The organism is Exiguobacterium sp. PFWT01 (genome assembly GCF_018255795.1).
GTDB lineage: Bacteria > Bacillota > Bacilli > Exiguobacteriales > Exiguobacteriaceae > Exiguobacterium.
Genome location: NZ_CP073755.1, coordinates 2,239,853 through 2,261,881, shown reverse-complemented (window position 1 = coordinate 2,261,881; position 22,029 = coordinate 2,239,853). Strand labels below are relative to the sequence as shown.

The window sequence follows — 22,029 nt, the reverse complement described above, 5'->3', positions numbered from 1 at the left end:
TTAAATACCCCCTAAAATCAAATTCCTTATTATTGTACCAAACTCTGATGCATTCTCGATATGAGGAGCATGCCCTGCGTTTGAAATTTCATAGATTTTAATATCTGGTCGCTCTTCCTGCATGTGTTTTGCGATGGCTTTGAACTTGAGATCGTCTGTCCCGACAATCAAATCGGTGCGGGGGAGACGCTGCAATGTGCCCCATAACGACGGCATATGTCCCGTACCGATTGACCGCAAACTGTTTGCGAGGGCATTCGGGTGTTGGGCGAGCCGATCTTTTCGGAGTGAACGTTTCATGTCTTCCGTCTGTCGCCAAAGGGGAAGGTTCTCCCAACGATTGACGAATGCAGCGATGCCCTCGGTTTCAATCAATTGAGCCAATTCTGCATCTTGGCGCCGGCGTGCGGCTCTTTCTTTAGAAGTGATCAGACCTGGGGTCGTGCTAATCCCGATGACATGTTCGACGCGCTCGTCGCATGCGGCGAGTGTCAATGCGATTCTCCCACCGAGTGAATAACCGACGACTGTCCAAGGTCGGTCGTCCGTATCCAGTAAGCGGGACAAATCTTTAACTTGTTGACTCATTGTCGAACGATTGACTGAAGGGTGCTCCGTTGCGCCATGTTGGAGAAGCGACGGTGACACAAGACGAATCGGTAATGCAGGAAGCGAATCGACCCAATGGGCGTTTCCGGTGAATCCGTGTAAACATAACACCGGTTTTCCCTCACCGCGATGAATCACTTCATAACGTACGCCACGTAAATCGATGTTCATGATTCATTCTCCGTAATGAGACGACTGCAGACCGATTGAGTCCACCCCCGATGGATCATCACATTCTCCTCACGATTCGATGGGAATTCGATTAAATGAATGCCATCTTCAATCGCTTCTTGAATTTCATCCGGTCGTTCGATTAGACGATACGTTAAGCCATAGGTGTCAGCGAATCCGCGGATATTTAAATCAAGCGGTGTTCCGAATAAATCTTCGAACAACTGTGTGTCGACAGCAGCCTGCGGGAGGAAGGAGAAAATTCCTCCACCATTATTGTTTGCAATCACAACGGAAAACTTCCCGGGATGATGCTTTAACAGTTGCAAGGCATTGCTATCGTGATAGAATGCCAAATCACCGATCAATAGAGCGCCGTGAGACGTATCATAACTGCTTCCGAGTGCAGTAGATAACACACCATCAATCCCGTTTGCGCCTCGATTGGCGAGAACGTGGATGTTCGTGCCAGCAGACAGTGATGTATCTACATCTCGAATCGGCATGCTATTACTGACGAATAGACGCTCGATTGATGTATCGAGCAATCGTTTCGTCAATTCTACCTCACCTTGAAGTGACGATTTTGCAGACTCGGCAATCTCTTCAAAAAAGCGTAAACGCTCAAGATACCGAGGTTCGTTTGCCGATGCGATGAGCGGTAGAAAATCGAGTGCGTCGCCGTAACAGATCGTGGCACGGCTACTTGGGTCGCGATAAGATCCCGGTTCATCGATGACGAGTTGGTCCGCCATGGCCATCCATTGATTGAATCGTTTCGAAACAGGTGCAGCCCCGAAACGGACGAACACCTCGGGTAGCCAATCGGTCCGATGCTCACTTGCAAGCCACGTGTCATAGTTGGTCAAGACGCCGTCGAAACGTCGCATGCCACTTAGAGGATCGGCGAAAATCGGGATCTGTCGCTCGGAAGCATATTCAACGATGGATTTCTGCCAAGATGTCGGGGTGTAAGGTCCGACGACGAAGGCGAGTTGTTTGTGACTCGTCCGTTCTGAGAAAATGTCTTTGTCCGCCTGTGTCGGCCGGATACGCTGTCGTTCTGGCAAGACAGGGTCAGCCTTCAATATCTGTTTCAATGACTCGATGTCCGGAAGCAGAGGTTCTCGGAACGGCACATTCAAATGAACGGGTCCCATCGGTGCTTGCATCGACAGATTTGTGAAGCGGGTAATCGTTTGTTGCATAAACGATAACGTCGCCTCCTCTGGAACAGGCAAATCAACGCTCGTCTTCACTTGTTCCCCGTAGAGGCGGACTTGATTGATCGCTTGTGGAGCCCCGACATTACGCAGTTCATGGGGACGATCGGTCGTCAGTACGACGAGTGGCAACTGCGATATAAACGCTTCCGTTACAGCCGAAAAGTAGTTTGTCGCTGCCGTTCCACTTGTGCAAATCAATGCGACCGGGCGAATCGTTTCGGACGCACGGGTCAGTCCAAGAGCGAAAAAACCGGCAGATCGTTCATCGACGATGATGTGATGACGAATCTGAGGGTGAAGATATGCCGCTACAGCGAGCGGAGTCGAGCGGGACCCTGGGCTGATGACCACGTCTTTTACACCGGACGTAACAAGCCGATTTACCATGGATGCGACCCATTCGGTCAAAACCTTATTCATCTAGGGTGCCTCCTTGATCGTGTAAATCAAACTGCAAAGCTTGTTTGATTGGACTCATTTTCATTTCTGTTTCTTCGAGCTCTTGCTCAAGTGCAGAGTCTTTTACAATCCCACATCCAGCATACAATGCGACGAATTGATGTTGAACGAGTGCGGAGCGAATCGCCACGACAAATTCGCCGTCGCCTTCATTGTCTACCCAACCAAACGGAGAACCGTACCATCCACGATCGAATCGCTCAATTTCACGAAGCAACCGGACCGATGTCCGCTTCGGTGAGCCGCCGAGTGCCGGCGTCGGGTGTAGCGATTCTGCAAGTGACAGCAAGGAAGCGTTCGTTTCGAGTGTCGCTTGAATTGGGGTGTGTAGATGGAACACCGAGCGATTTGCCAAAATTTGCGGAGTATCTCGTGTTTGAATCGGTGCAGTATAGGGCGTCAACGCCTGCTTGATGTCTTTCACGACAATTTGATGCTCCTCACGATTTTTTGAATCGTTTAAGAGTTTCTCTTTCGCAAGATCGGCCTCGTTCTCGGTTTTCGGACGCTTGATTGTCCCGGCGATGGCGGCCGTGTTCAGTCGCATGCCCTCTTTTTGAATCAAGCGCTCAGGAGTCGCCCCGAAGAACCCGATGTCACGTTTTGGCTGGTATAAATAGATGTAACTGGATTCTTGATGATCCGCTAAATGCTTCAAACTTTTTGCGAAGGGGAACGCATCGTCGGAACGCTGATAAATTTCTTCGCGGGCGATCACGATTTTTTCAACCCGTTCTTCTTCAATCAACTGTTTCGCCTGTTGGAAACTGGACTTGAAGTGATCGACCCCATCTTTCACTCTCGTATAAGACGGCGTCGCTTCTTCCGTCGGACGAAGTGAACTGAACTGGGCCAACTGATCTGCCAATTGAATCAAATACTGTTCGACCGACTGCTTCGAAGAGACGAGAGTGGCGACTGTCAACGTGTGTCGATCTTTATAGCGGCGGTATAAAAATTTTGGTACGACGAGTGATGCCTCCCCAAAGGCATCCCACATACTTTTTTGTGGTCGCATAAACGTGTCGAATGAAAAACCGGCGAACGCGTGGATCGTCGCATCGACATCTCGTCGGTGAAGACTCCAATCGTATTGAAGTCGCTGAAATCGTTCGGGTCCAGAAGCGCTCAAGACGAGTGCGTCTCCGCAACCGAGCATTTCGAGTGTTCGGTCTGGTGTCATGAAATAATAGTGGGACGTATCGGTGTTCTGGATGATTTGAAAAGCATCGAACGCCGAGATTTCCCATGTGTATGATGCGAGGACAGGCCGTTGCCAAGCTCGCGCCCGTTTATGGGCCTGCTCAATTCGCTGTTTTATATGTGTTTGAGTATCTGGCATAAAAGAAAAGCCTCCTCAATCCGATAGAATTCTCATTCTTTAGTGTATCATGAGTTCGCAATCCACCTGCCTATGAAATGCTCGGGAAATGATCAAGAATCGAGGATAATGGGCTGGCGTTGACAGATTTTTTCATCGAGACGTAAACTAACGAAGGGAGGGAACGAAATGAAACAGAAATCGAAAGGGGCATATTGGCGAATGATTCGCCCGCATACCCTGACCGCAAGCTTTATTCCGGTCTTGCTCGGGACGTTCATCGTCCTCGATCAAACCGAACTCAAATGGGGACTTTTTCTCGCCATGCTCGTGGCATCGGTCCTTATTCAAATCGCGACGAACTTATTTAACGAGTATTATGACTACAAGCGTGGTCTTGATCATGAGGGGTCTATCGGGATTGGGGGCTCCATCGTCCGTGACGGATTTACACCGCAGCAAGTACTAGCGATTGCACTTGGCATGTATACGGTCGCAGCACTACTCGGGCTCTACATTGCGGCATCTACAAGCTGGCATTTGCTTTGGATTGGCGCGCTGTCTATGCTTGTCGGCTACCTATATACCGGAGGACCGCTCCCGATTGCTTATACGCCGTTCGGTGAAATTGTCGCGGGGCTATTCATGGGATATGTCATCATCGGGATTGCCGGCTTTATCCAAATCAATACGGTGACGACGGAGTTGCTACTCGTGTCGTTCCCGATGGCCTTGTTGATCGGAGCAATCTTGCTTGCGAATAACATCCGCGATTTAGATAACGATAAAGAGAATGGTCGAAAAACGATCGCATGTCTAGTCGGTCATCGACGTGCGGTATATGTATTGGCCGCATTCTTTATCGCGGCATTAATCGGCATCATCTTAGCGGTCGTAATATATGGCGTCACTCCGTGGGTCTTGCTGTCGCTCTTTACGGTGCCGGTCATGGTCCGGGCGATTCAACGATTTTGGCAAAAGGCAGAGCCAGCCGCATTGATGCCTGCAATGGCGATGACAGCGAAAGTGAACACGCTGTTCGGAGCATGGATGGTCATCGGACTCATCGTTTCAAGATTTGTGTTGTAAAAAAGAGGAGGCGTTAACGTGTCAGTCGTAAAAGAAATGCTTGAATTCAATAAACGTTTCGTAGAGGAAAAACAGTACGAACCGTTCGTATCTGATAAATTTCCAGATAAGAAAATCGTGATTTTGACGTGTATGGATACACGTTTGACGGAACTTTTACCTCAAGCGCTAGGACTTAAGAACGGAGACGCTAAAATCATTAAAAATGCGGGTGCAGTCTTGTCACACCCATTCGGTTCGGCCATGCGCTCCATTTTGGTCGCTCTTTATGCGCTAGGAGCAGAAGAAGTCGTCGTCGTCGGACATTACGATTGTGGAATGGCGGCGATTGAACCGACTGTCGTCATCGAAGAGATGGAGCGTCGTGGAATCGACCCTCAAACCTTGAAGACGCTAAAGTCGTCAGGGATGGATTTGGAGCAGTGGCTCCATGGTTTTGATTCGGTTGAAGAGAACGTCGTTCATTCTGTCAACCTGATTAACAATCATCCACTGTTGCCACCAGGAACAAATGTACACGGATTCGTGATCGACCCGGCGACGGGACGTCTTGATCCGATCGAAGCATAAGAAAGGAGCGCGTTCAGCTTGAACGTGCTCCTTTTGGGTTATCCGTACGTATTCGTCGGGATGTCGTCATAGTTATCTTCTTCTTGCTTTTGTTTCGCTTTCTTTTTGTTCTTTTTGAAGTCGCGTTCGTATTCCTGCTCGCTCGGTGTCTTGAAGAAACGCATCCACGTCGCGTTGATTTCAGATCCGATTAAAATGATCATCCCGGTTAATTGTAACCAGAGCAACGTGACGATGATTCCTCCGAGTGACCCGTAAGTCGAGTCATAACTTCCGAAGTTTGAAACGTATAGGCTGAAACCGAATGAGACGATTTGCCAACCGATGACACCGAAGATGGCACCAGGGATGGTACTTTTCCAAAAGACGTGCTGTTGTGGAGATACTTTATAAAAAATCGAAAGCGTCAAAATGAGGACAACCGTCGTAAGGACATATCGGAACACGTTGATCATCATTTCTTCGGCCCCGGTAATGTTGACGGGTAAATACTCAGTGACGAATGAAATGATTTGAGACCCGAACACGTTCGAGAGAATCAGCAGTAGCATCCCGATTCCAAGCAGAATCGTCAATCCAAGTGCCAATCCTTTTTTGACGAAAAAGTTACGTTCGTCGTCTTCACCATAAGCATGAAGTGACGTCGTGATCAGACGGTCGACTCCTTTTGCGGCGGACCAAATGGCCAAAATCGCACCGAGTGACAAGAGACCGCCTCGTGGTTCGCCAATCGCTTCGAAAATTCCCGTTAGAAACCCGGAAGCGGCGGATCCTGGTGCCAAGTCGTTCAATTGATTCTGAAACGAATCTTGTGAGACATCAAAAAAGGACAAGAGCGCCAAAATAAAGATGATTCCAGGAAAAATGGATAGAAACCAAAAGAATGCGAGGGTAGCCCCGTAGTCTTGTACATCATGCTCTTGAAATCGTCGAAATAACTCTTTTCCAAATGAAAGCCAATTCTTTTTTTCCTTCACTTCTGTCATTGCCATAATAAAACCCTCCTGACTCGATCGTTAAAAAACGTTTCCCGAATTCGGCAGGGTGTACACCTGATTACTCCTCCGATAAGGTCAAATCGTAAAAACGTTCCTCATGTGAGGCGAGTTTTTCAGCAAGTGAAGGTGGACGAACGGGGAGATGAGGGAGTGCAGACCGTTTGATCCACATCGGTGTATACGATCCGTTAGTCTGTTCTTCTTGAAACTCTTCACCTGTTCCGGTCCCGAATTCGCCACCTGTCATCTTCGCCCAATAATAAGGATTTAACTCGTTATTGAATGCGACGTAGGCAGCGACACCTTCTAGTTCCACGTGAACACCGAGTTCTTCAAATGCTTCACGTACGGCCGTCTCTTCTGTTGTGTGCCCATATTCGACTCCGCCACCTGGGAAAACGTAATAGAGGACGTTTTCTTTTTCGCGACGGATCAAAGCCACTTCATCTTGATCATTCATTAAAATAATCGCGCTTCTTAATTTCGTTCGAACCAATGAAATCGTTCCTTTCGTTCCTGTGATTTTGCACAAAACGCATCGACGATTCGCCGATGCGTTCTATTTATTCTTGCGTAGGTTGTTCTAATGATGCGTACATCTCTTGCGTCAATCCGTTCTCATGCGAAGCGATGACTTTTCCTGCGACACGCATACCTAATCGAAGCGCCTCTTCAATCGAGTGTTGTTTCATAAGTTCAGAAATGACAGCGGAGAAGAAGGAGTCACCAGCTCCCGTGGAGTCTGCGACTTTCACTTTCGTCGTCGGGACGTGACCTTGTTCGTTCGTACGAAGGTCGACATACACAGCACCAAGCTCACTCATCGTGACGATGGTGAGGGGGGCACCTTTCATGGCGAGTACTTCCGCGACACGAAGGGCATCGTCTACTGTGACGATCGACATGTCGGATAAAATTTCCGCTTCCTCACGACTGCAGATGAATCCTGTGAATCCTTGAAGCAAATGACGGTTTCGTTCGATGACGGATAGGTGGCCACAGACACCATAAAGCGGTAAATCCATTTCACGGCATAGTTCGATCGTCTCGTTCAAGACGTTGACCGATAAGTCTAAGTCGATGGCGACCGCATCGCTCTCTTCAAAGACCGTATCGATTTGACGTAAAATCGCTTCTTCCATACGGGCTTCGTCCGGTTGCTTCGAAATAGATGTTTGAAGATCGCCGTTATTGTCCATTACAGCGAGCCACATGCCCATACCATTATCGTCAAGCATGTCGACCCCGTCAACGTTTACATTCAAGCAACGTAACTCTTCGAGGACACCGACACCGATTTGGTCGTTCGTGACGGTCGAGACGAAGCGGACATCGTTACCGAGCACACCTAAGTTTTGAGCAACGTTTCGACCTGTTCCGCCATTGGAGAAAGTGATGTCGCCGACATTTTTCGCATCTTTGTGGAGCGGTGCGAAGGAAGTCCCTTTAATATCGACAAACACCTTGCCGATGACTGCAATCGTATTCATATCTTGTACCACCTTTAGTCAATCTTTCGATCAGTTTCAGTCTGTAGACACATTGTTTCAATTATAACGAAATCGACATATTGTTTCAATCATCGATTCCATTTTGTCGAATAGATCACTCCCATGATGACGTGAGGAGTCGAAGACCGTTCAAAATAACCAAAATAGTGGAACCTTCATGTCCGACGACCGCGAACGGCATGATGAGTAACTCAAAGATGTTCGTTGCGATCAGAACGAGGATCACACCGAGTGCAAAAACGACGTTCTGTAAGACGATGCGATTCAACTTACGTGATTGACGAATGGCGTCGCTCAATCGGACGAGGTCGTTTTTCATTAAGACGACATCTGCCGTTTCAAGTGCGGCATCCGTACCTTCGCCCATGGCAATCCCCACGTCGGCGGTCGCAAGGGCGGGGGCATCGTTGATTCCGTCGCCAATCATCCCGATGGTTCCATATTCCTCGCGTAACGTCTTGATTTGCGAAACCTTCTCTTCGGGCAAACATTCGGCGATATAGCGTGTCAATCCGGCTTCGTTCGCGATGGCGCGAGCGGTCGCCTCGTTGTCCCCGGTAATCATGATCGTCGCAATCCCTAAGTCGTTCAACCGCTGGATCGCTACTTTTGCCTCAGGGCGTAGTGTGTCACGTAAAGCATAGGCACCGATTGTACGTGACTCGTCACTGATAAAGACGAGGGTGTGACCAGCCTCTTTCAATCGTTCGACATCATGTTTAAAGAAATCACCGCTTCGGTCAGCGAACTTCTGTTTTCCGACCCGATACGTTGTCCCGTCAATCGTTGCTTCAATTCCAGAGCCTGTTATGTCTTTGAAGTGTGTCATTTCCCCAGTATGTTTTCCGGTATAGGAAACGAGCGCTTCAGCAAGTGGATGCATCGAATGCTCTTCAATCAAACTGACAATCCGGTTGACGTCCTCTTCTTCTAATGAAGGTGAGATGAGCGCTTCTTGCACAATCGGTTTCCCAATTGTGAGTGTGCCGGTCTTGTCAAAGGCGATTGCTTTTAGACGTCCCATGTTCTCGATATGAGCACCGCCTTTAAAAAGAATCCCGTGTTTTGCAGAAGAGGCGATGGCAGCCAGCGCGGCCGGTGTGATGGCGGCGACGAGTGCGCAAGGGGAGGCGACAACGAGAAGGATCATGCCGCGATAGATGCTCGTTTCAAGAGACCACGACGTGACGAACGGTCCGAGAATGATGATGGCCGCAACAGAGAAGAGCACGATTTGAACATAACGTCCTTCATATCGATCGATGAACTGTGCAGACGGTGATTTCTCTTCTTGTGCCTGTTGGACCATTTGAATGATCTTTTGGAACAGTGTTTCCGTCGCCAGTTTTGTCACTTCGATCGTCAATACCCCGTTCAAGTTGACACTCGATCCGAACACGTCATCACCGACTTGACGATCAACAGGGACGGATTCGCCTGTGATAGCGGCTTCTTCTACGGAAGCATTCCCTTTTACAATTTTTCCATCGACCGGAATGCGTTCACCAGGACGGACATAAATCCGATCCCCGACACGAAGGTCGTCGATATGAACGACCTCGAGTTCGTCAACGTCTGTTAGACGAGTCGCCTGTTCCGGCTGTAATTCCATTAACGATTCGAGGGCACGCTCGTTTTTGTTCATCGTATACGTCTCGAGTGCCCCGGATAAAGCAAAGATGAAGATGAGGATTGCCCCTTCCATCCAGTACCCAATCGAAGCGGCACCGATGGCGGCGATAATCATGAGAAGCTCTACATTCAGCGATTTCGTCTCAATCGTATCCGAAATCCCTTCTTTCGCTTTTGCGTATCCTCCGATGAAGAAGGCGGATAAGTAAAGTGTGACATGAATCCAAGGCGCTCCGCCTTGTGTTTCGGCGATATAAGCGAGTACAATCAATACACCGCTAATGAGCGCCATGATCAATTCAATATGTTCGTACCAGCTAGCCCGTTTGAAAACGTGGCTTTTTTCGTGCGTGACCGATTGGACATTCATCGATAATCCCTTCTTTCTAATTGAGAATAAATCTCGATTAAATGATAATGACTGATGATGATTATCATCTTCAATTGGCTTAAAATAAAGAATTTATAGAAGTTTCATCTAAATCCTTTATTTATAATAATTATTATCTAGGTTTATCTTATCACGCTTATCAGTGACTCACAAATAAAAAGATTAAGGAGTTTTTGTGTCATGCAAAATATATTTGAACGCCCTTGGACGGTGGCGTTATTGGCGATTTTCAATACGTTGTTATGGGGGAGTGCGTTCCCATTCATCAAGTTGAGTTATGAGAAACTTGATATCCAATCGAATGAGTATGGGCAACAACTATTGTTCGCGGGCGAGCGCTTTTTACTCGCGGGGATTCTATTGCTCGTCATCAGTCAGACCGTTTTGAAACGATCTGTCCGATTGACGCGTGAAAAGGTAAAGGCGTATGCGCATCTCGGTTCGTTTTTGACGTTTCTACAATACTTGTTCTTCTATATCGGACTGTCCATTTCGACCGGGGTCCAGGGATCGATCATTGCTGGTTCTACTTCGTTTTTCCAAATGGCCCTCGCTCATTTCCGATATGAAGACGACAAGTTGAATCGATTGAAGGGGTTTGCTTTGACGTTTGGTTTTTCCGGAATTGTCATTGCGAACTGGCCGGCGACCGGATCTGAAGTTGGTTTTGGGTTAGGAGAGATTTTACTCATCTTGGCGATGGTATCCGGAGCGTTCGGGAACTTGATTGCGAAGGACTACTCGAAGACATATGATGTTGCCCCGATGACGGCTTGGGCGATGGTGATCGGTTCAGTTGGGTTACTTCTGATTGGCTATCTATTAGACCCGAATGGTGTTTCCATGCCGTACACCGGACAGACGATTGCGTTTCTGTTTTACTTGGCGATGTTGTCAGCGATTGGATTTACATTGTGGAATACGTTAATGAAATACAATCCGGTCAGTCGAATTTCACTCTATATCTTCTTAGTTCCCTTATTTGGTGTCATGTTGTCAGGGATTTTACTCGGTGAAACGATTCCGTGGAATGCGGTGGTCGGACTCGGATTCGTTATTGTCGGCATTTATTTATCTACGTATTTTCAAGGTCGCCGTACGAAAAAACAAACGGATGTCATTTGAAAAAGAGACAGAGTTGACGGAATTGAATTCCCGTGACAAAATATATTAAAAATTCTGAATTTTAAAGTTCGAAAATCGGTCTTCGTTTGTAAAGACTTGCGTGCGCAATCATTCAAAGGGAGGAGGAAAAACAATGACTAGAAATCGAATCGTTCGAAACATTCTCATCTCACGTCAGCCGAAAGATGAGTACGTCAAGTACGTGATGAAGTGCGTGAGTCAAAGTTTAAAAGAACGTCACGGTCCAGTGGCGACCCGCGCCACAAGACAAGGTGATGATATTCAGACGAGATGGCAGTTCGATGACCGTGTCGTAGAAGTGACGCTAAAATCCGATGTACTCGCTTCGTTAGACACTGAACCATTCGCGCTAGATGAAGTGTTCATCCGAGCTTTACAGTTAAACGACGATGAATTGGAACGAGTAGTGGAATAAAACAAAGGCAGATGGTTCATGGGAACCACCTGCCTTTGTTTATAAGTCGATTGGTTTAGCGGTCGACGTGAAGAGTCGTAGCGCTAGAATACCGAGAATGACAGCATACATAAAGAAATAGACCTCTTTCGGTAAAGACAACCAGAAGGCACCGATCATCGGACCTGAGATCGAGCCGATGCTGAATGAAATACTGTAGAGCATGTTTCCCGTCGGCAGTAACGAACGGGGAAGCACCTCTGTCATATGCGCCAAACCGAGTGAGTAAGTCGATCCTAGCCCGGCGCCGGCAATTGCGAATAGGAAGAGTAGACCGATATAGGAATCGACAACAAGATTCGCCAAAGTGAATACGAGGGTACCAAACGTCAGCACGATTTGTAAAATCCGTTTCTTACCGTACAAGTCTGCGAGACGACCAAGAGGAAGTTGAACGACAATAGACATGACGATGAACGTTGTGATGAGTGTGCTCGTTTCCGTCAAACTCATCCCGTTCCGAGACGTGAAAATGGGGAAATTGGCATTTAAACTCGCTTCGAGAAACCCATATGTAAAAGCAGGGAGCAGCGTGTATCCCGCACCGACAAGAATCAGTCGAATTCGTCCTTTCGAGTCAGTCTTCACTTTTTCGACCTCCGGAAACTCGTTCTCGACTTTAAAGACGAGCATCAATGATGCGAGACAGAAGAAGACGATGATGAGGAACGGTAACCAAAACCATAGGTCGACGAGTGGTGCGATCAATGGACCGATGGCAAAACCGAGACTGAACGACATGCCATAATACGCCATCGCTCTACCGAGACTGCGCTTTTCACTTGCTGAGGTCACCCATACTTGTGACCCGTAGTGTAGGGCCGAATCACCGAATCCGATGAAGAAGCGCATCATCGCCCAAACGAGTAAGGAAGGCCAAATCGGTAAAGCGAAAGTCGCGACAGCCGTCAATACGATACCGAGGACGATGGTCGGTCGAAATCCGTATTTGCGGACGAATCGCTCCAAAAGAGGTGCAGAGACAATCACACCGACGTAAAGCATCGTTGCGTTCAGTCCGTTCACCCAGGCCGGGGCCCCATCCCGTTCAATTAATGTCGATAAGAGTGGGATGAGCGCACCTTGAATCAAACCGGAAATAAACACAATCAATAGTAAAATCATAAAACGAAAACGGAGCATAGATTCACCTCATGAAGTCAAAGTAAAAAGCCGAGAAGGTTCTCAGCTTTTCGTGTCGTCAATCGGTTGTGGAGAGTGATTCAAATGTAGCAATTCATCATCCCAACTGCCTTGACTAAACATTTCATCATGCTCTACTTTGTCTGAAACGAATGCGGCTGTCAATAAGATGCTCAGTACTCCGCCAAAAATAATGATGGCCATCACGGTGATCATGAGGATATAAATCGCAGTCATCTACACACACCTCGATTCGTTTAATATACAGAACATTTCCCGAATCGAAATATTTAAAACGATGTAGCTTTTCGAGATTGAAAATCGACCGTCGGATAATAGGCTTGTTTGACGAGTGCGTTCGGACCGAGACATTTCACGGCAGGGCAGTGACAAGAGAGTGTAGCGTTCAATTGACTGTTCGTCCACGTATCATACGCTTCTTGGAATGATGTGTCATAGACGGTGCCAAGGGAACCGAGTTCATCACCGAAATCGGTTACGATAATCTGTCCGTCAAAGATATTCGTGTTGAGACGGGAACGGCCATCTGGGTCGTTTCGAACGGTCACGTTTTTTGTTTCATGAAGTCGCTTCAACAGAGCACGGTCTTCAGGTAGGTCAGAACATGCATAGAATGGCAACGTTCCGAACAACATCCATACGTTCTCGTCACGGACATCGAGTAAGTCATGGATGGCTTGTCGCGTATCAGCGAGCGATGCTGATTCGAGGGCGCTAGCGAAGTCTGCGGGGTACATTGGGTGCACCTCATGCCTTTGGCAACCGAGCGATACGATTTCTTCATGAATTTCTTTCAAGTGCGGAATCGTTCGTTTGTTGATCATCGTCTCCGCGGACACAATGATTCCTTCAGATGTGAGAGCACGTGCGTTGTCTTTCATCGTCTGGAGCATTTTCAATCGTGCCTCTTCACTTGGTTTCCGGTCCATCATCGCGAATCCGCCTTCAAGGAAATCGGCATCGGTGCCCCAGTTATGCGAAATGTGCAAAACGTCCAAGTAAGGGGTAATAAGATGATAGCGAGATAACGGTAGCGTCAAGTTCGAGTTGATTTGCGTACGCGCCCCACGTTCTTTCGCATAACGTAACAATGGAACGACATAGTTGCGGACCGATTTCATAGACAGCATCGGTTCACCGCCTGTGATGGAGAAGGCACGCAAATGTTCAATCTCATCCAGTCGTTGAATCAACAGGTCGAGCGGAACTTCTGGTTCTTCTGTTTGGTCTAGCATATAACCGACCGCACAATGTTCGCAGCGCATGTTACACAGCTTCGTTGTAGTGACTTCGACATTGGATAAGACGAGTCGACCGTGTTCGACTTGGTCGAGATAGGCTTCCCAAGGGTCGAAAGTTGGGGAGATGTTTTGCATGTGGATTCCACCTTTTCATCAAGTTACACGAAATAGTATGCTATAATAGCAACTCTTTGTCACGAACCAAAGGAGCGATTACAAGATGGGTAAATCACGAACAGATACTGCCGGAAAGATGAACGTCCTAAAATCGAGAACGGAATTACTCTGTCTATCGGTCAATACGCTAGACGAGCATACGACACCTGAAGATTTACATCGCCTGTTAGCCGACATTGATTCGTTGCGCGCTAAAGTAGTGCGTTACGCCAAAGACCTAGAACAATCGTCTCGAAAGGATGAATCAGATTGAAATTAATCACAGGAGATTTTAAAGATGTCACGGTCGAACGACTTGGCATTAATGGAGAAGGCATTGCGACACTTAATCGCATGGTCATCTTCATTCCGAACTTATTGCCGGGAGAACGAGCCAAAGTCGAAATAACGCGTGTGGAAAAAAACTATGCGGAAGCGCGTGTCGTCAAACGAGATAACGACTCGAAAGACCGCGTCAAAGCACCTTGTCCGATTTACGATGAGTGCGGGGGCTGCCAAATCCAGCACATGAGTTCACGTCTGCAGATGGAGTATAAGGAAGAAATCGTTCGAAACGCCTTCCGTCAAAAAACGAAACTAAACGTGGACAAATCGGATATCCGTCCAACAATCGGAATGGAAAATCCATGGTATTACCGCAACAAGTCACAATTCCCACTCGGCACGCGTCGCGGTGAGATCGTATCGGGTCTCTACAAGCCGAACTCGAACCATCTCGTGCCAATTGAGCACTGTATGGTCCAACAACGCGACACGACGAACATCAACAATGCGATTGTCCGTATTTTAAACGAACTTGATATTCCCGTCTACGATGCACGCCGTGACACGGGGTACGCGCGCACCATCGTCGTCCGTTCGGGGTATAACACGAATGATGTTCAAGTCGTTTTGGTCGTTGGACACGAAGATGTCCCTGATTTAGATGAGTTGAGTGACCGCATCATGGAATTGCCGAACGTAGTGTCTTTCCATATCAACATCAATGCAAACCGTTCTGGTGTTATTTTCGGTTATCGGACGGTCCACATCGCTGGTCAGGAGAAAATGGATGAACGATTAGATGACGTCCACTATCATTTATCACCACGCGCATTCTTCCAGTTGAATCCGGCACAGACAGAAAAAATGTACCGTGAAGTGGTCGAGGCCGCAGGATTGACGGGTGAAGAACGTGTGATTGATGCCTATGCGGGAGTCGGGTCAATCGGACTTTGGTTAGCCCCTTACGCGAAAGAAATCCGTGGAATGGAAGTCGTGCCGGAAGCGGTCGAAGATGCCAACGACCATATGCGTGAGAATGGCTATAACCATGTCACGTACGTCGAAGGACGTGCCGAGCATTGGATTCCGCGTTGGGTAAAAGATGGATGGATTCCAGATGTCATCGTAGTCGACCCGCCACGCACAGGGATGGACCATCAATTGATCAATTCCATCATCTCTTCTAAAACGAAGCGAATCGTTTACGTGTCATGTAACCCGCAGACGCTCGCACGTGACGCCGACCAGTTGATGAAAGCAGGATACAAAGTGAATTACGTACAACCATACGATATGTTCCCGCAGACGTCTCACGTCGAATCCGTCGTCGTATTCGAGAAAAAGAAAAAGAAAAAATATTGACGAGTCCGTGAAAAGACTTGTCGCGTAAGCGTTTTCACGTTATAGTTCAGATGTCAGACTTCTTTTCAAAAATAGAAGCGGAGGAACATCCTATGATCTCACAAGAACGCGTACAAGAACTCGTCCATAAAGCTATCGAAGCGCGCAAACGCGCCTATACACCGTATTCAAAGTTTAATGTGGGGGCTGTCGTCATCGATACGTCAGGAAACGAAATTACCGGGTGTAACGTGGAGAACGCCTCGTACGGACTATCGATGTGTGCCGAACGCACAGCCATTTTTAAAGCCGTGTCAGAAGGTAGTGACGCGATTGAAACGGTCGTCGTCGTCGGTGACACGGAAGGCCCGATTTCGCCATGTGGTGCATGTCGCCAAGTGATTGCTGAATTCGCTAGTGAAGACTTCACGTTGATTCTCGCGAACTTGAACGGTGATACGAAAGTGATGACGAAAGAAGAGATGTTGCCTTACGGATTTTCACCGAAGGATTTAACATAACAAGCTGCGGACAAACGTCCGCAGCTTGTTTATTTGTCTTTATATTTCTTTTCACTCACTGACTCATCTTTCGAGTGACGTTTATTCTTTTCATCCTTCACTCGTTCGTTCAATTCCTCTACAGGAATCGGGTCGACGGTTTGCATGCCGTCCTCGTCAAAGATGCTTTCTTTGTCCGTGTCTACCGCGTCCGGATTATCAAACGGACGTTTCGAGGTAGGTCGTTTCTTTTCCATCCAATCGCCTCCTTCCATTAGCCATTCCACTCGTAGAAATGTTGTAAACGTTTTCGATAATGGTTTTGAGATCATAAAATGGTGGAATGAAGAGTGCATAGTGAAGGAGGGGTTAGGATGGATCGGAAAGTGTTGATGGGGATTGTCTTAGGTGTTGCCGGTGCGGCGCTCGTTGCACCCAAAGTGGCGGCACTGCTTTCACAACGTGAGGAAGAAGATACGTGGCAGAAGATGGATGAACGGGAAAGCGTCGATGCGAATCAAGATGAAGCGGAGCAAGGGCTCACGCAACTCGATTCGAGTCTCCGTGCCGAGTGGCAGGCGAACGGTTTTCCACAGACGCATGCCGAACGCGAACGACTTGAACAAGAGTCGGTCGAACAATATAAAGGGAAAGACATATGAAAAGGCAGCCATCGCGGCTGCCTATTTTACATATCAAATTCATCGTCAGGTAGAAGCGGCAAACCGACAGTGACAGTCGTTCCTTGTCCGACTTCAGAGCTGAAATGAAGAGACCCTTCATGTCGCTCGATAATGTGCTTCGCAATGGCCAAACCGAGACCGGTTCCGCCGTCTTTTCGTGTCCGTGATTTATTGACACGATAGAAGCGTTCCGTCAATTTGTCTAAATCTTCTTTCGGGATGCCTCGACCTTCGTCACGTATTTCCGTAATTGCATATTCGGTTTCGGCGAATGTTTTCACATGAATCGTCTTGCCAGCATCCGTATATCGGAGCGCGTTGTCGAGAAGGTTGCCGATGACTTGTTCGAGTCGGTCATGGTCACCAAGGATGATCAAGTCGAAGTCTAAATCCGATTCGATTGTCACGCCTTTCGCACGGGCAATCGGTTCAAGACGATAGAGGACGTCTTCAAGCACTTGCGAGTACACGACTGGTTCTTTCGTCATCGGGTACGAATCGCGCTCTAGCTGGGCGAGATCAAGTAAGTCCGTGACAAGGCGCTGAAGCCGGTTCGTCTCGTTCTCGATGATGTCGTAATATTGCGCCCTCGTTTTTTCATCCAATGACTCATCTTGGAGCATCTCGGTATAACCGCGGATGTAAGAGAGTGGCGTGCGAAGTTCGTGACTGACGTTAGCCAGAAACTCTTTACGCTGTTCTTCAACGAGTCCGAGCGATTCCGCCATCGAGTTGAGCGTGTCTACTAGTTCACCGATCTCGTCATCGTAGACAATCGGAATGCGGTGGGAGAAATCACCTTGCGCATAGACTTGAGAGGCACGCTTCATCTGAATGAGCGGTTGGATGATTGTGTCGATGATCTGTTTACCAAAAATGAGCAAGTTCACAATCATGAGGACGAGTAAAAACGTAATCATGAGCCGAATCGGTTGGAACGGTTCACTGATTTTACTGAGCTCCATATACAAAATGAGCGCATTGTCGAGTTCATCGTCGCGAATGAGAGGAAATGCGGTCATCAAAATGTCGACATCCTCGGTCGGATGTTTCCGGGTCACCGAGATGGCATATCCGTCCTGCAACCGTTCGAGGTCCTGCTGCCTTAAAAAGGTTTTACCGGAACCGAGTGTGTCCTCTCGAACGGAAGAGAGGAACACTTTCGTTTCGGTCAATTCGTTCGTGTACGTCATACTATCGGCGAACGCGTCCGAGAAACCGTCGGCCTTATAGATGGTGACAAGTTTCTCACCGCGATTGATGAGCAGTTCTTCTTGCGTTTGAATATAGAACTTGTCGTACAGATAAAACGTCATGATGAGAAACACGAATGCTGAGAAGAGGCTGGCTGTCCAGATGGTAATCCAAATCCGCTTCCTGATCGTGTATCGTTTCATCCGTTTGCCTCGAATTTGTAGCCAATCCCCCAGACGGTCTGAATATAACCGCCCGCCTCGCCGAGTTTCAGGCGAAGCGTCTTAATATGAGTATCGACCGTGCGAAGGTTCCCGTGGTATTCGGTCCCCCAAATTTGATCGAGCAATTGTTCACGGGAGAATACTTTTTCGTCGTTCGTGATGAACAGGTAGAGCAAATCAAACTCTTTTCGTGTCAAGTTGACGGTCTTCCCTTTCACACTGACGGCACGTCCTTCGATATCAATCGAGAGGATTCCGACATCAAACGTCGCCTCTTGTTCTTTTGAGAAGCTGTGCGTGCGACGAAGCGTCGCTTCGATTCGTGCGAGTAATTCGCGTGGACTAAACGGTTTCGTGATGTAATCGTCTGCCCCGATTTTCAGGCCGTGAATGCGGTCGAGCTCTTCTGAGCGTGCCGTCAACAGGATGATGGGTACGTTTGAGAACTCACGGATGCGCATGCAAGCCGTCAATCCGTCGAGTTCCGGCATCATCACATCAAGTAAGACGAGATGGAACGTCTCTTCTTTCAAGCGTTCAATCGCTTCAAGGCCGTTTGAGGCGGTGACCGTCTCATACCCTTCTTTTTCTAAATTTGATACAAGTAAATCGCGCATTTGTTCTTCGTCGTCGGTCACGAGGATACGAAACATTGATTCTGACATATGCCATTCTCCTTTGCAAAACGGTTAACGGGAGTTGTGATAAATCCCTCATACTTCTATCATACCTATCTCTTCGAATTAGAACAGATTTATTCGGCTCCGACAAGTTCCCTCCATCAAATCCACACAAAAACGCCACAAAAAAGCCAATTCTTTGACAGAATTGGCTCATGCTTCGAGTTGTGCCTCGTATGGCACTTCGTATTCCGGGACGTGCAGGGCATGCAAGTACAATTGGAAGCTCGACTTGGATACCTCGTATAAAACATACTCCACGTCACCTTGGTTGATCTCCGCAAGCAGTTCAGAGCGGATCTCGTTCGCGCAAAACGCGTACGGGAGCTTCTCTGCTGCCGCAATCGATCGTTCATTCGATTTACGGATTTTTAAAAATACACTCTCAATATCAAGCTCGAAGAACAGTTCTGAGAAGAACGCCTCTTTCGCCACTTGATTATAACCTTTGCCGTGATACGGCTTGCCAAGCCACGTGCCGAGGAATCCATAGCCGGATTCGACATCGAACAAGCTGATCGTCCCAATCGGGGTGCCATACTCGTTCGTGATGGTACGTGAGATGATATTTCCTTGCTCTTCTAGCTCGATGATTTGCTTCGTGCTAAATAAAAACTCGTCAAAATGGACCGTCTTTTGACGGACATACGGAAAGACATCTGGGTGTTGCATCAGTTCGAACAACTCCGCGCAGTCGGTGAGCTCACGAAATTTGAGCACCTTTACATTCCTCCTCCTATTTCAGACCGCTGAAGAATAGTCGTAACGAAAGCATACTTCTGGCTTCGCTGTTCGAACCGCCTTGGCTGCTTTATGAAGTTACAAGATAATTTTATATAGTATTTTTAAAAAAGCAAGTAAATTATGCGTAAAAACCCTTATGAAAAATAATGAAAATTACTCGACCTCATGATGGGTTTCAGCACGGTCCGTTTTGTACACGACTTCACCGTTCACAATGGTCATAATCGGCTTCGATAAGTAGTCGAGCGGGAAGTGACTCCAAAGCACCAAATCGGCATCTTTTCCGACTTCGAGAGAGCCGATTCGGTCGGCGACACCTAGTGATTCAGCCGGATTGATGGTGATTCCGCGTAACGCGATGTCGACAGGCAGTCCTTCACGTGCTGCAAGTCCGGCGCACAAGTTCAAATATTGGACCGGCGTGTACGGATGGTCGGTCGTGATGGAGACAATCATGCCGTGCTCATGGAGAATGCGATACGTCTCCCACGTCTTGTTCTGAAGCTCGATTTTAGATTTTCGAGTAAACGTCGGTCCGACGGTGACATGTTTCACACCGAGTTCTTGTAATTTTTCAACGACGAGATGACCTTCTGTACAATGCTCGATGCGATAGTCGAGATCGAACTCTTGGGCAAAACGAACGACAGATAAAATGTCGTCGGCGCGGTGTGCATGCACGCGAATCGGCATCTCTCGGTCGAGGGCAAGTTGAATCATCTGGCTGCCGAACGTTCCGATCGTTTTGGTCGACCCGACGGTACGGAACGCTTCACGAAGTAACCCCATAATCCCCATCCGCGTTAAATCACCGGTTTTTCCCATACTATGAATCCGTTTCGGGTTTTCGCCGAGTGCCATCTTCAGTCCGGCATAACGACGGACGATCATGTCGTCAATATAGCGACCGTGTGTTTTGATGACACTGGTCACACCACCGATGACGTTCATACTTCCCGGCATGACCTGAACGGCGGTCACGCCTGCCATCAGCGCTTCTTGAAATCCTTCGTCAAGGGGGTATACCCCGTCGATCGCACGAGCATGAGGCGTCATCGCTTCGACCGTTTCATTGGCGTCGTTTCCGACAGAGCCGGTTCCTTCATCATATAATCCGAGGTGGGTGTGAGCATCGATGAAGCCGGGGAATAAAAAGTTTCCTTCGGCTTCAATGACATGCTCCCCGTCAGTCGGTTCAAGTAAATCGGACATTTCGACGATTTTCCCGTCCCGAACACGGAGGTCTCCGTAAAAGTGGGGGGCAGTGATTGGATAAATATGGGCATTTCGGATTAGTAAGTGACTCACAATTCATTCTCCTTAAGCATCTTGTAGTAGTTGTGTTAGAGCCGGTTCCAATGTTTCATAGCGGAACTCGAAACCGTGTTGAAGTGCCTTCGTCGGAACGACTTTCGCTCCTTCTAGGACGATGACGCTCTTTTCACCGAGGACGAGTTCCATCATTGGGGCAGGTGCCGGAATCCAGTGAGGACGGTGCATCACGTTCGCAATTGTCTTCCCGAACTCGTTCATCGTCACCGGTGTAGGTGCAGTACCGTTGACCGGTCCTTCGATAGAATCGGTCTCGATGACATGCACGAACAAGCGGACGAGGTCGTCTAAATGAATCCAAGGAACCCATTGCTCTCCTGAACCAATTTTACCACCGACCCCGAACTGGTAGGGGAGTTTCATTAATGGGAAGGCACCGCCATCATTCGATAAGACGACGCCGGTGCGCATCGTCACAAGACGAACGCCTAAATCACGAATGGGTTCTGCTTCCTGTTCCCAGAGGACGCAGACATTCCCGAGGAAATTAGTCCGTGTCGGTAATGGGGTTTCTTCGGAATACGTAATGGAACGATCTTCACCGTATATGCCGATGGCCGAGCCGCTGATGACGACCTGTGGCTTTTGTTTCAACTGTTGAATGATCCGGACGACTTCCTTCGTCCCTTCGATTCGACTTTGAAGGATGGCTTGTTTCTGTTTGTGGGTCCATCGTCCGTCATTGATTGAGGCGCCGGCCAAATGGATGAACGCATCTGTTCCCTCGAGTTCCTCTTCTGGTTTACTATTCGGTGTCAACCATTCGATAAACGACACACCGCGATGGCGGGGACGTGGATGACGTGTCAACACGACGACTTGATGTCCGGCGTCGGCCAGTGCACGAACGAGTGGTTGACCGATGAGCCCGGTTCCACCGGTGATTGCGATTTTCATGAAATTCCCTC

At 48.1% G+C, this 22,029-nt stretch carries 24 protein-coding genes; 8 read left to right on the top strand and 16 right to left on the bottom strand.

What is annotated here, in order from left to right; genetic code table 11:
- From KD909_RS11670 to KD909_RS11660, 3 genes are read right to left on the bottom strand one after another with little or no spacing between them, the layout of a single operon-like run.
- Positions 1 to 780 (bottom strand): alpha/beta fold hydrolase, encoded by a 780-nt coding sequence (locus KD909_RS11670; RefSeq protein ID WP_211781648.1) that lies wholly within the window; start codon positions 778 to 780, stop codon positions 1 to 3.
- On the bottom strand, positions 777 to 2,426 hold the full coding sequence (gene menD, locus KD909_RS11665) for a 2-succinyl-5-enolpyruvyl-6-hydroxy-3-cyclohexene-1-carboxylic-acid synthase (RefSeq protein WP_211781647.1): 1,650 nt from the start codon (positions 2,424 to 2,426) through the stop codon (positions 777 to 779). The genes KD909_RS11670 and menD overlap by 4 nt, the downstream gene beginning before the upstream one ends.
- A complete protein-coding gene (locus tag KD909_RS11660) occupies positions 2,419 to 3,807 on the bottom strand; it encodes an isochorismate synthase (protein ID WP_211781646.1) in 1,389 nt (462 codons plus the stop codon). Before KD909_RS11660 ends, menD begins: the two co-directional genes overlap by 8 nt.
- Before the next feature lie 168 nt (positions 3,808 to 3,975).
- On the opposite strand from KD909_RS11660, the gene KD909_RS11655 reads away from it, so the two are divergent.
- Both KD909_RS11655 and KD909_RS11650 read left to right on the top strand, forming a co-directional pair.
- Entirely contained in the window at positions 3,976 to 4,875 is a 900-nt protein-coding gene (locus KD909_RS11655) for a 1,4-dihydroxy-2-naphthoate polyprenyltransferase (RefSeq protein WP_211781645.1), read from the top strand.
- Between the two features lie 36 nt (positions 4,876 to 4,911).
- On the top strand, positions 4,912 to 5,445 hold the full coding sequence (locus KD909_RS11650) for a beta-class carbonic anhydrase (RefSeq protein ID WP_074037968.1): 534 nt from the start codon (positions 4,912 to 4,914) through the stop codon (positions 5,443 to 5,445).
- Positions 5,446 to 5,483: 38 nt separating this feature from the next.
- Here KD909_RS11650 and KD909_RS11645 read toward each other — a convergent pair whose 3' ends face one another.
- The 4 genes from KD909_RS11645 to KD909_RS11630 form a co-directional block, all read right to left on the bottom strand.
- The gene (locus tag KD909_RS11645; RefSeq protein WP_211781644.1) at positions 5,484 to 6,437 is read right to left on the bottom strand and encodes a YihY/virulence factor BrkB family protein; all 954 of its coding nucleotides are present in this window, start codon (positions 6,435 to 6,437) and stop codon (positions 5,484 to 5,486) included.
- Between the two features lie 64 nt (positions 6,438 to 6,501).
- The gene (locus KD909_RS11640) at positions 6,502 to 6,939 is read right to left on the bottom strand and encodes an NUDIX domain-containing protein (RefSeq protein WP_015880859.1); all 438 of its coding nucleotides are present in this window, start codon (positions 6,937 to 6,939) and stop codon (positions 6,502 to 6,504) included.
- A 67-nt stretch (positions 6,940 to 7,006) separates the two neighbouring features.
- Positions 7,007 to 7,933 carry a carbohydrate kinase family protein gene (locus KD909_RS11635; RefSeq protein ID WP_015880860.1) on the bottom strand — a complete coding sequence of 309 codons (927 nt, stop codon included), beginning with the start codon at positions 7,931 to 7,933 and terminating at the stop codon, positions 7,007 to 7,009.
- A 115-nt stretch (positions 7,934 to 8,048) separates the two neighbouring features.
- Positions 8,049 to 9,956 carry a heavy metal translocating P-type ATPase gene (locus tag KD909_RS11630; RefSeq protein ID WP_211781643.1) on the bottom strand — a complete coding sequence of 636 codons (1,908 nt, stop codon included), beginning with the start codon at positions 9,954 to 9,956 and terminating at the stop codon, positions 8,049 to 8,051.
- 201 nt (positions 9,957 to 10,157) lie between these two features.
- Here KD909_RS11630 and KD909_RS11625 point away from each other — a divergent pair, with 201 nt between their 5' ends.
- Together KD909_RS11625 and KD909_RS11620 are read left to right on the top strand one after the other, a co-directional pair.
- A complete protein-coding gene (locus KD909_RS11625; RefSeq protein WP_211781642.1) occupies positions 10,158 to 11,102 on the top strand; it encodes a DMT family transporter in 945 nt (314 codons plus the stop codon).
- Between the two features lie 133 nt (positions 11,103 to 11,235).
- Positions 11,236 to 11,538 (top strand): hypothetical protein, encoded by a 303-nt coding sequence (locus KD909_RS11620; RefSeq protein ID WP_015880863.1) that lies wholly within the window; start codon positions 11,236 to 11,238, stop codon positions 11,536 to 11,538.
- 39 nt (positions 11,539 to 11,577) lie between these two features.
- Here KD909_RS11620 and KD909_RS11615 read toward each other — a convergent pair whose 3' ends face one another.
- From KD909_RS11615 to yfkAB, 3 genes are read right to left on the bottom strand one after another with little or no spacing between them, the layout of a single operon-like run.
- Positions 11,578 to 12,720: an MFS transporter gene (locus tag KD909_RS11615; RefSeq protein WP_211781641.1), complete on the bottom strand. Its 1,143-nt coding sequence runs from the start codon at positions 12,718 to 12,720 to the stop codon at positions 11,578 to 11,580.
- A 42-nt stretch (positions 12,721 to 12,762) separates the two neighbouring features.
- Positions 12,763 to 12,957 carry a hypothetical protein gene (locus tag KD909_RS11610; protein WP_015880865.1) on the bottom strand — a complete coding sequence of 65 codons (195 nt, stop codon included), beginning with the start codon at positions 12,955 to 12,957 and terminating at the stop codon, positions 12,763 to 12,765.
- A gap of 53 nt (positions 12,958 to 13,010) precedes the next feature.
- The gene (gene yfkAB / locus KD909_RS11605) at positions 13,011 to 14,117 is read right to left on the bottom strand and encodes a radical SAM/CxCxxxxC motif protein YfkAB (RefSeq protein ID WP_015880866.1); all 1,107 of its coding nucleotides are present in this window, start codon (positions 14,115 to 14,117) and stop codon (positions 13,011 to 13,013) included.
- A gap of 85 nt (positions 14,118 to 14,202) precedes the next feature.
- Here yfkAB and KD909_RS11600 point away from each other — a divergent pair, with 85 nt between their 5' ends.
- The 3 genes from KD909_RS11600 to KD909_RS11590 are packed head-to-tail and all read left to right on the top strand — an operon-like array spanning position 14,203 to position 16,285.
- Entirely contained in the window at positions 14,203 to 14,412 is a 210-nt protein-coding gene (locus tag KD909_RS11600; RefSeq protein ID WP_015880867.1) for a hypothetical protein, read from the top strand.
- Entirely contained in the window at positions 14,409 to 15,785 is a 1,377-nt protein-coding gene (gene rlmD / locus KD909_RS11595; RefSeq protein ID WP_211781640.1) for a 23S rRNA (uracil(1939)-C(5))-methyltransferase RlmD, read from the top strand. Before KD909_RS11600 ends, rlmD begins: the two co-directional genes overlap by 4 nt.
- 50 nt (positions 15,786 to 15,835) lie before the next feature.
- Positions 15,836 to 16,285: a cytidine deaminase gene (locus tag KD909_RS11590; RefSeq protein ID WP_211781639.1), complete on the top strand. Its 450-nt coding sequence runs from the start codon at positions 15,836 to 15,838 to the stop codon at positions 16,283 to 16,285.
- Between the two features lie 29 nt (positions 16,286 to 16,314).
- Here KD909_RS11590 and KD909_RS11585 read toward each other — a convergent pair whose 3' ends face one another.
- Positions 16,315 to 16,521: a hypothetical protein gene (locus tag KD909_RS11585; RefSeq protein WP_078146374.1), complete on the bottom strand. Its 207-nt coding sequence runs from the start codon at positions 16,519 to 16,521 to the stop codon at positions 16,315 to 16,317.
- A 117-nt stretch (positions 16,522 to 16,638) separates the two neighbouring features.
- On the opposite strand from KD909_RS11585, the gene KD909_RS11580 reads away from it, so the two are divergent.
- On the top strand, positions 16,639 to 16,926 hold the full coding sequence (locus KD909_RS11580) for a hypothetical protein (protein ID WP_211781638.1): 288 nt from the start codon (positions 16,639 to 16,641) through the stop codon (positions 16,924 to 16,926).
- 26 nt (positions 16,927 to 16,952) lie between these two features.
- On the opposite strand, the gene KD909_RS11575 is transcribed toward KD909_RS11580, so the two are convergent.
- From KD909_RS11575 to KD909_RS11555, 5 genes are all read right to left on the bottom strand, one after another.
- Positions 16,953 to 18,344: a sensor histidine kinase gene (locus tag KD909_RS11575; protein WP_211781637.1), complete on the bottom strand. Its 1,392-nt coding sequence runs from the start codon at positions 18,342 to 18,344 to the stop codon at positions 16,953 to 16,955.
- On the bottom strand, positions 18,341 to 19,030 hold the full coding sequence (locus KD909_RS11570) for a response regulator transcription factor (protein WP_015880873.1): 690 nt from the start codon (positions 19,028 to 19,030) through the stop codon (positions 18,341 to 18,343). The genes KD909_RS11575 and KD909_RS11570 overlap by 4 nt, the downstream gene beginning before the upstream one ends.
- A gap of 168 nt (positions 19,031 to 19,198) precedes the next feature.
- Entirely contained in the window at positions 19,199 to 19,765 is a 567-nt protein-coding gene (locus KD909_RS11565) for a GNAT family N-acetyltransferase (protein ID WP_015880874.1), read from the bottom strand.
- Positions 19,766 to 19,942: 177 nt separating this feature from the next.
- Positions 19,943 to 21,097: an amidohydrolase gene (locus tag KD909_RS11560; RefSeq protein WP_015880875.1), complete on the bottom strand. Its 1,155-nt coding sequence runs from the start codon at positions 21,095 to 21,097 to the stop codon at positions 19,943 to 19,945.
- 12 nt (positions 21,098 to 21,109) lie between these two features.
- Positions 21,110 to 22,018, bottom strand: coding sequence for a TIGR01777 family oxidoreductase (locus KD909_RS11555; RefSeq protein ID WP_078146379.1), 909 nt, complete (start codon positions 22,016 to 22,018; stop codon positions 21,110 to 21,112).
- Between the last annotated feature and the right edge of the window lie 11 nt (positions 22,019 to 22,029).

Excerpts from the sequence above, each read along its gene's own strand:
- KD909_RS11620 (WP_015880863.1), top strand. The coding sequence starts at position 11,236 with ATGACTAGAAATCGAATCGTTCGAAACATTCTCATCTCACGTCAGCCG.
- KD909_RS11670 (WP_211781648.1), bottom strand. The coding sequence starts at position 780 with ATGAACATCGATTTACGTGGCGTACGTTATGAAGTGATTCATCGCGGT.
- KD909_RS11555 (WP_078146379.1), bottom strand. The coding sequence starts at position 22,018 with ATGAAAATCGCAATCACCGGTGGAACCGGGCTCATCGGTCAACCACTC.
- KD909_RS11625 (WP_211781642.1), top strand. The coding sequence starts at position 10,158 with ATGCAAAATATATTTGAACGCCCTTGGACGGTGGCGTTATTGGCGATT.
- KD909_RS11615 (WP_211781641.1), bottom strand. The coding sequence starts at position 12,720 with ATGCTCCGTTTTCGTTTTATGATTTTACTATTGATTGTGTTTATTTCC.
- yfkAB (WP_015880866.1), bottom strand. The coding sequence starts at position 14,117 with ATGCAAAACATCTCCCCAACTTTCGACCCTTGGGAAGCCTATCTCGAC.
- KD909_RS11590 (WP_211781639.1), top strand. The coding sequence starts at position 15,836 with ATGTCAGACTTCTTTTCAAAAATAGAAGCGGAGGAACATCCTATGATC.
- KD909_RS11635 (WP_015880860.1), bottom strand. The coding sequence starts at position 7,933 with ATGAATACGATTGCAGTCATCGGCAAGGTGTTTGTCGATATTAAAGGG.
- KD909_RS11570 (WP_015880873.1), bottom strand. The coding sequence starts at position 19,030 with ATGTCAGAATCAATGTTTCGTATCCTCGTGACCGACGACGAAGAACAA.
- KD909_RS11660 (WP_211781646.1), bottom strand. The coding sequence starts at position 3,807 with ATGCCAGATACTCAAACACATATAAAACAGCGAATTGAGCAGGCCCAT.
- menD (WP_211781647.1), bottom strand. The coding sequence starts at position 2,426 with ATGAATAAGGTTTTGACCGAATGGGTCGCATCCATGGTAAATCGGCTT.
- KD909_RS11650 (WP_074037968.1), top strand. The coding sequence starts at position 4,912 with ATGCTTGAATTCAATAAACGTTTCGTAGAGGAAAAACAGTACGAACCG.
- KD909_RS11585 (WP_078146374.1), bottom strand. The coding sequence starts at position 16,521 with ATGGAAAAGAAACGACCTACCTCGAAACGTCCGTTTGATAATCCGGAC.
- KD909_RS11630 (WP_211781643.1), bottom strand. The coding sequence starts at position 9,956 with ATGAATGTCCAATCGGTCACGCACGAAAAAAGCCACGTTTTCAAACGG.
- KD909_RS11600 (WP_015880867.1), top strand. The coding sequence starts at position 14,203 with ATGGGTAAATCACGAACAGATACTGCCGGAAAGATGAACGTCCTAAAA.
- KD909_RS11610 (WP_015880865.1), bottom strand. The coding sequence starts at position 12,957 with ATGACTGCGATTTATATCCTCATGATCACCGTGATGGCCATCATTATT.
- KD909_RS11580 (WP_211781638.1), top strand. The coding sequence starts at position 16,639 with ATGGATCGGAAAGTGTTGATGGGGATTGTCTTAGGTGTTGCCGGTGCG.
- KD909_RS11655 (WP_211781645.1), top strand. The coding sequence starts at position 3,976 with ATGAAACAGAAATCGAAAGGGGCATATTGGCGAATGATTCGCCCGCAT.
- KD909_RS11645 (WP_211781644.1), bottom strand. The coding sequence starts at position 6,437 with ATGGCAATGACAGAAGTGAAGGAAAAAAAGAATTGGCTTTCATTTGGA.
- KD909_RS11575 (WP_211781637.1), bottom strand. The coding sequence starts at position 18,344 with ATGAAACGATACACGATCAGGAAGCGGATTTGGATTACCATCTGGACA.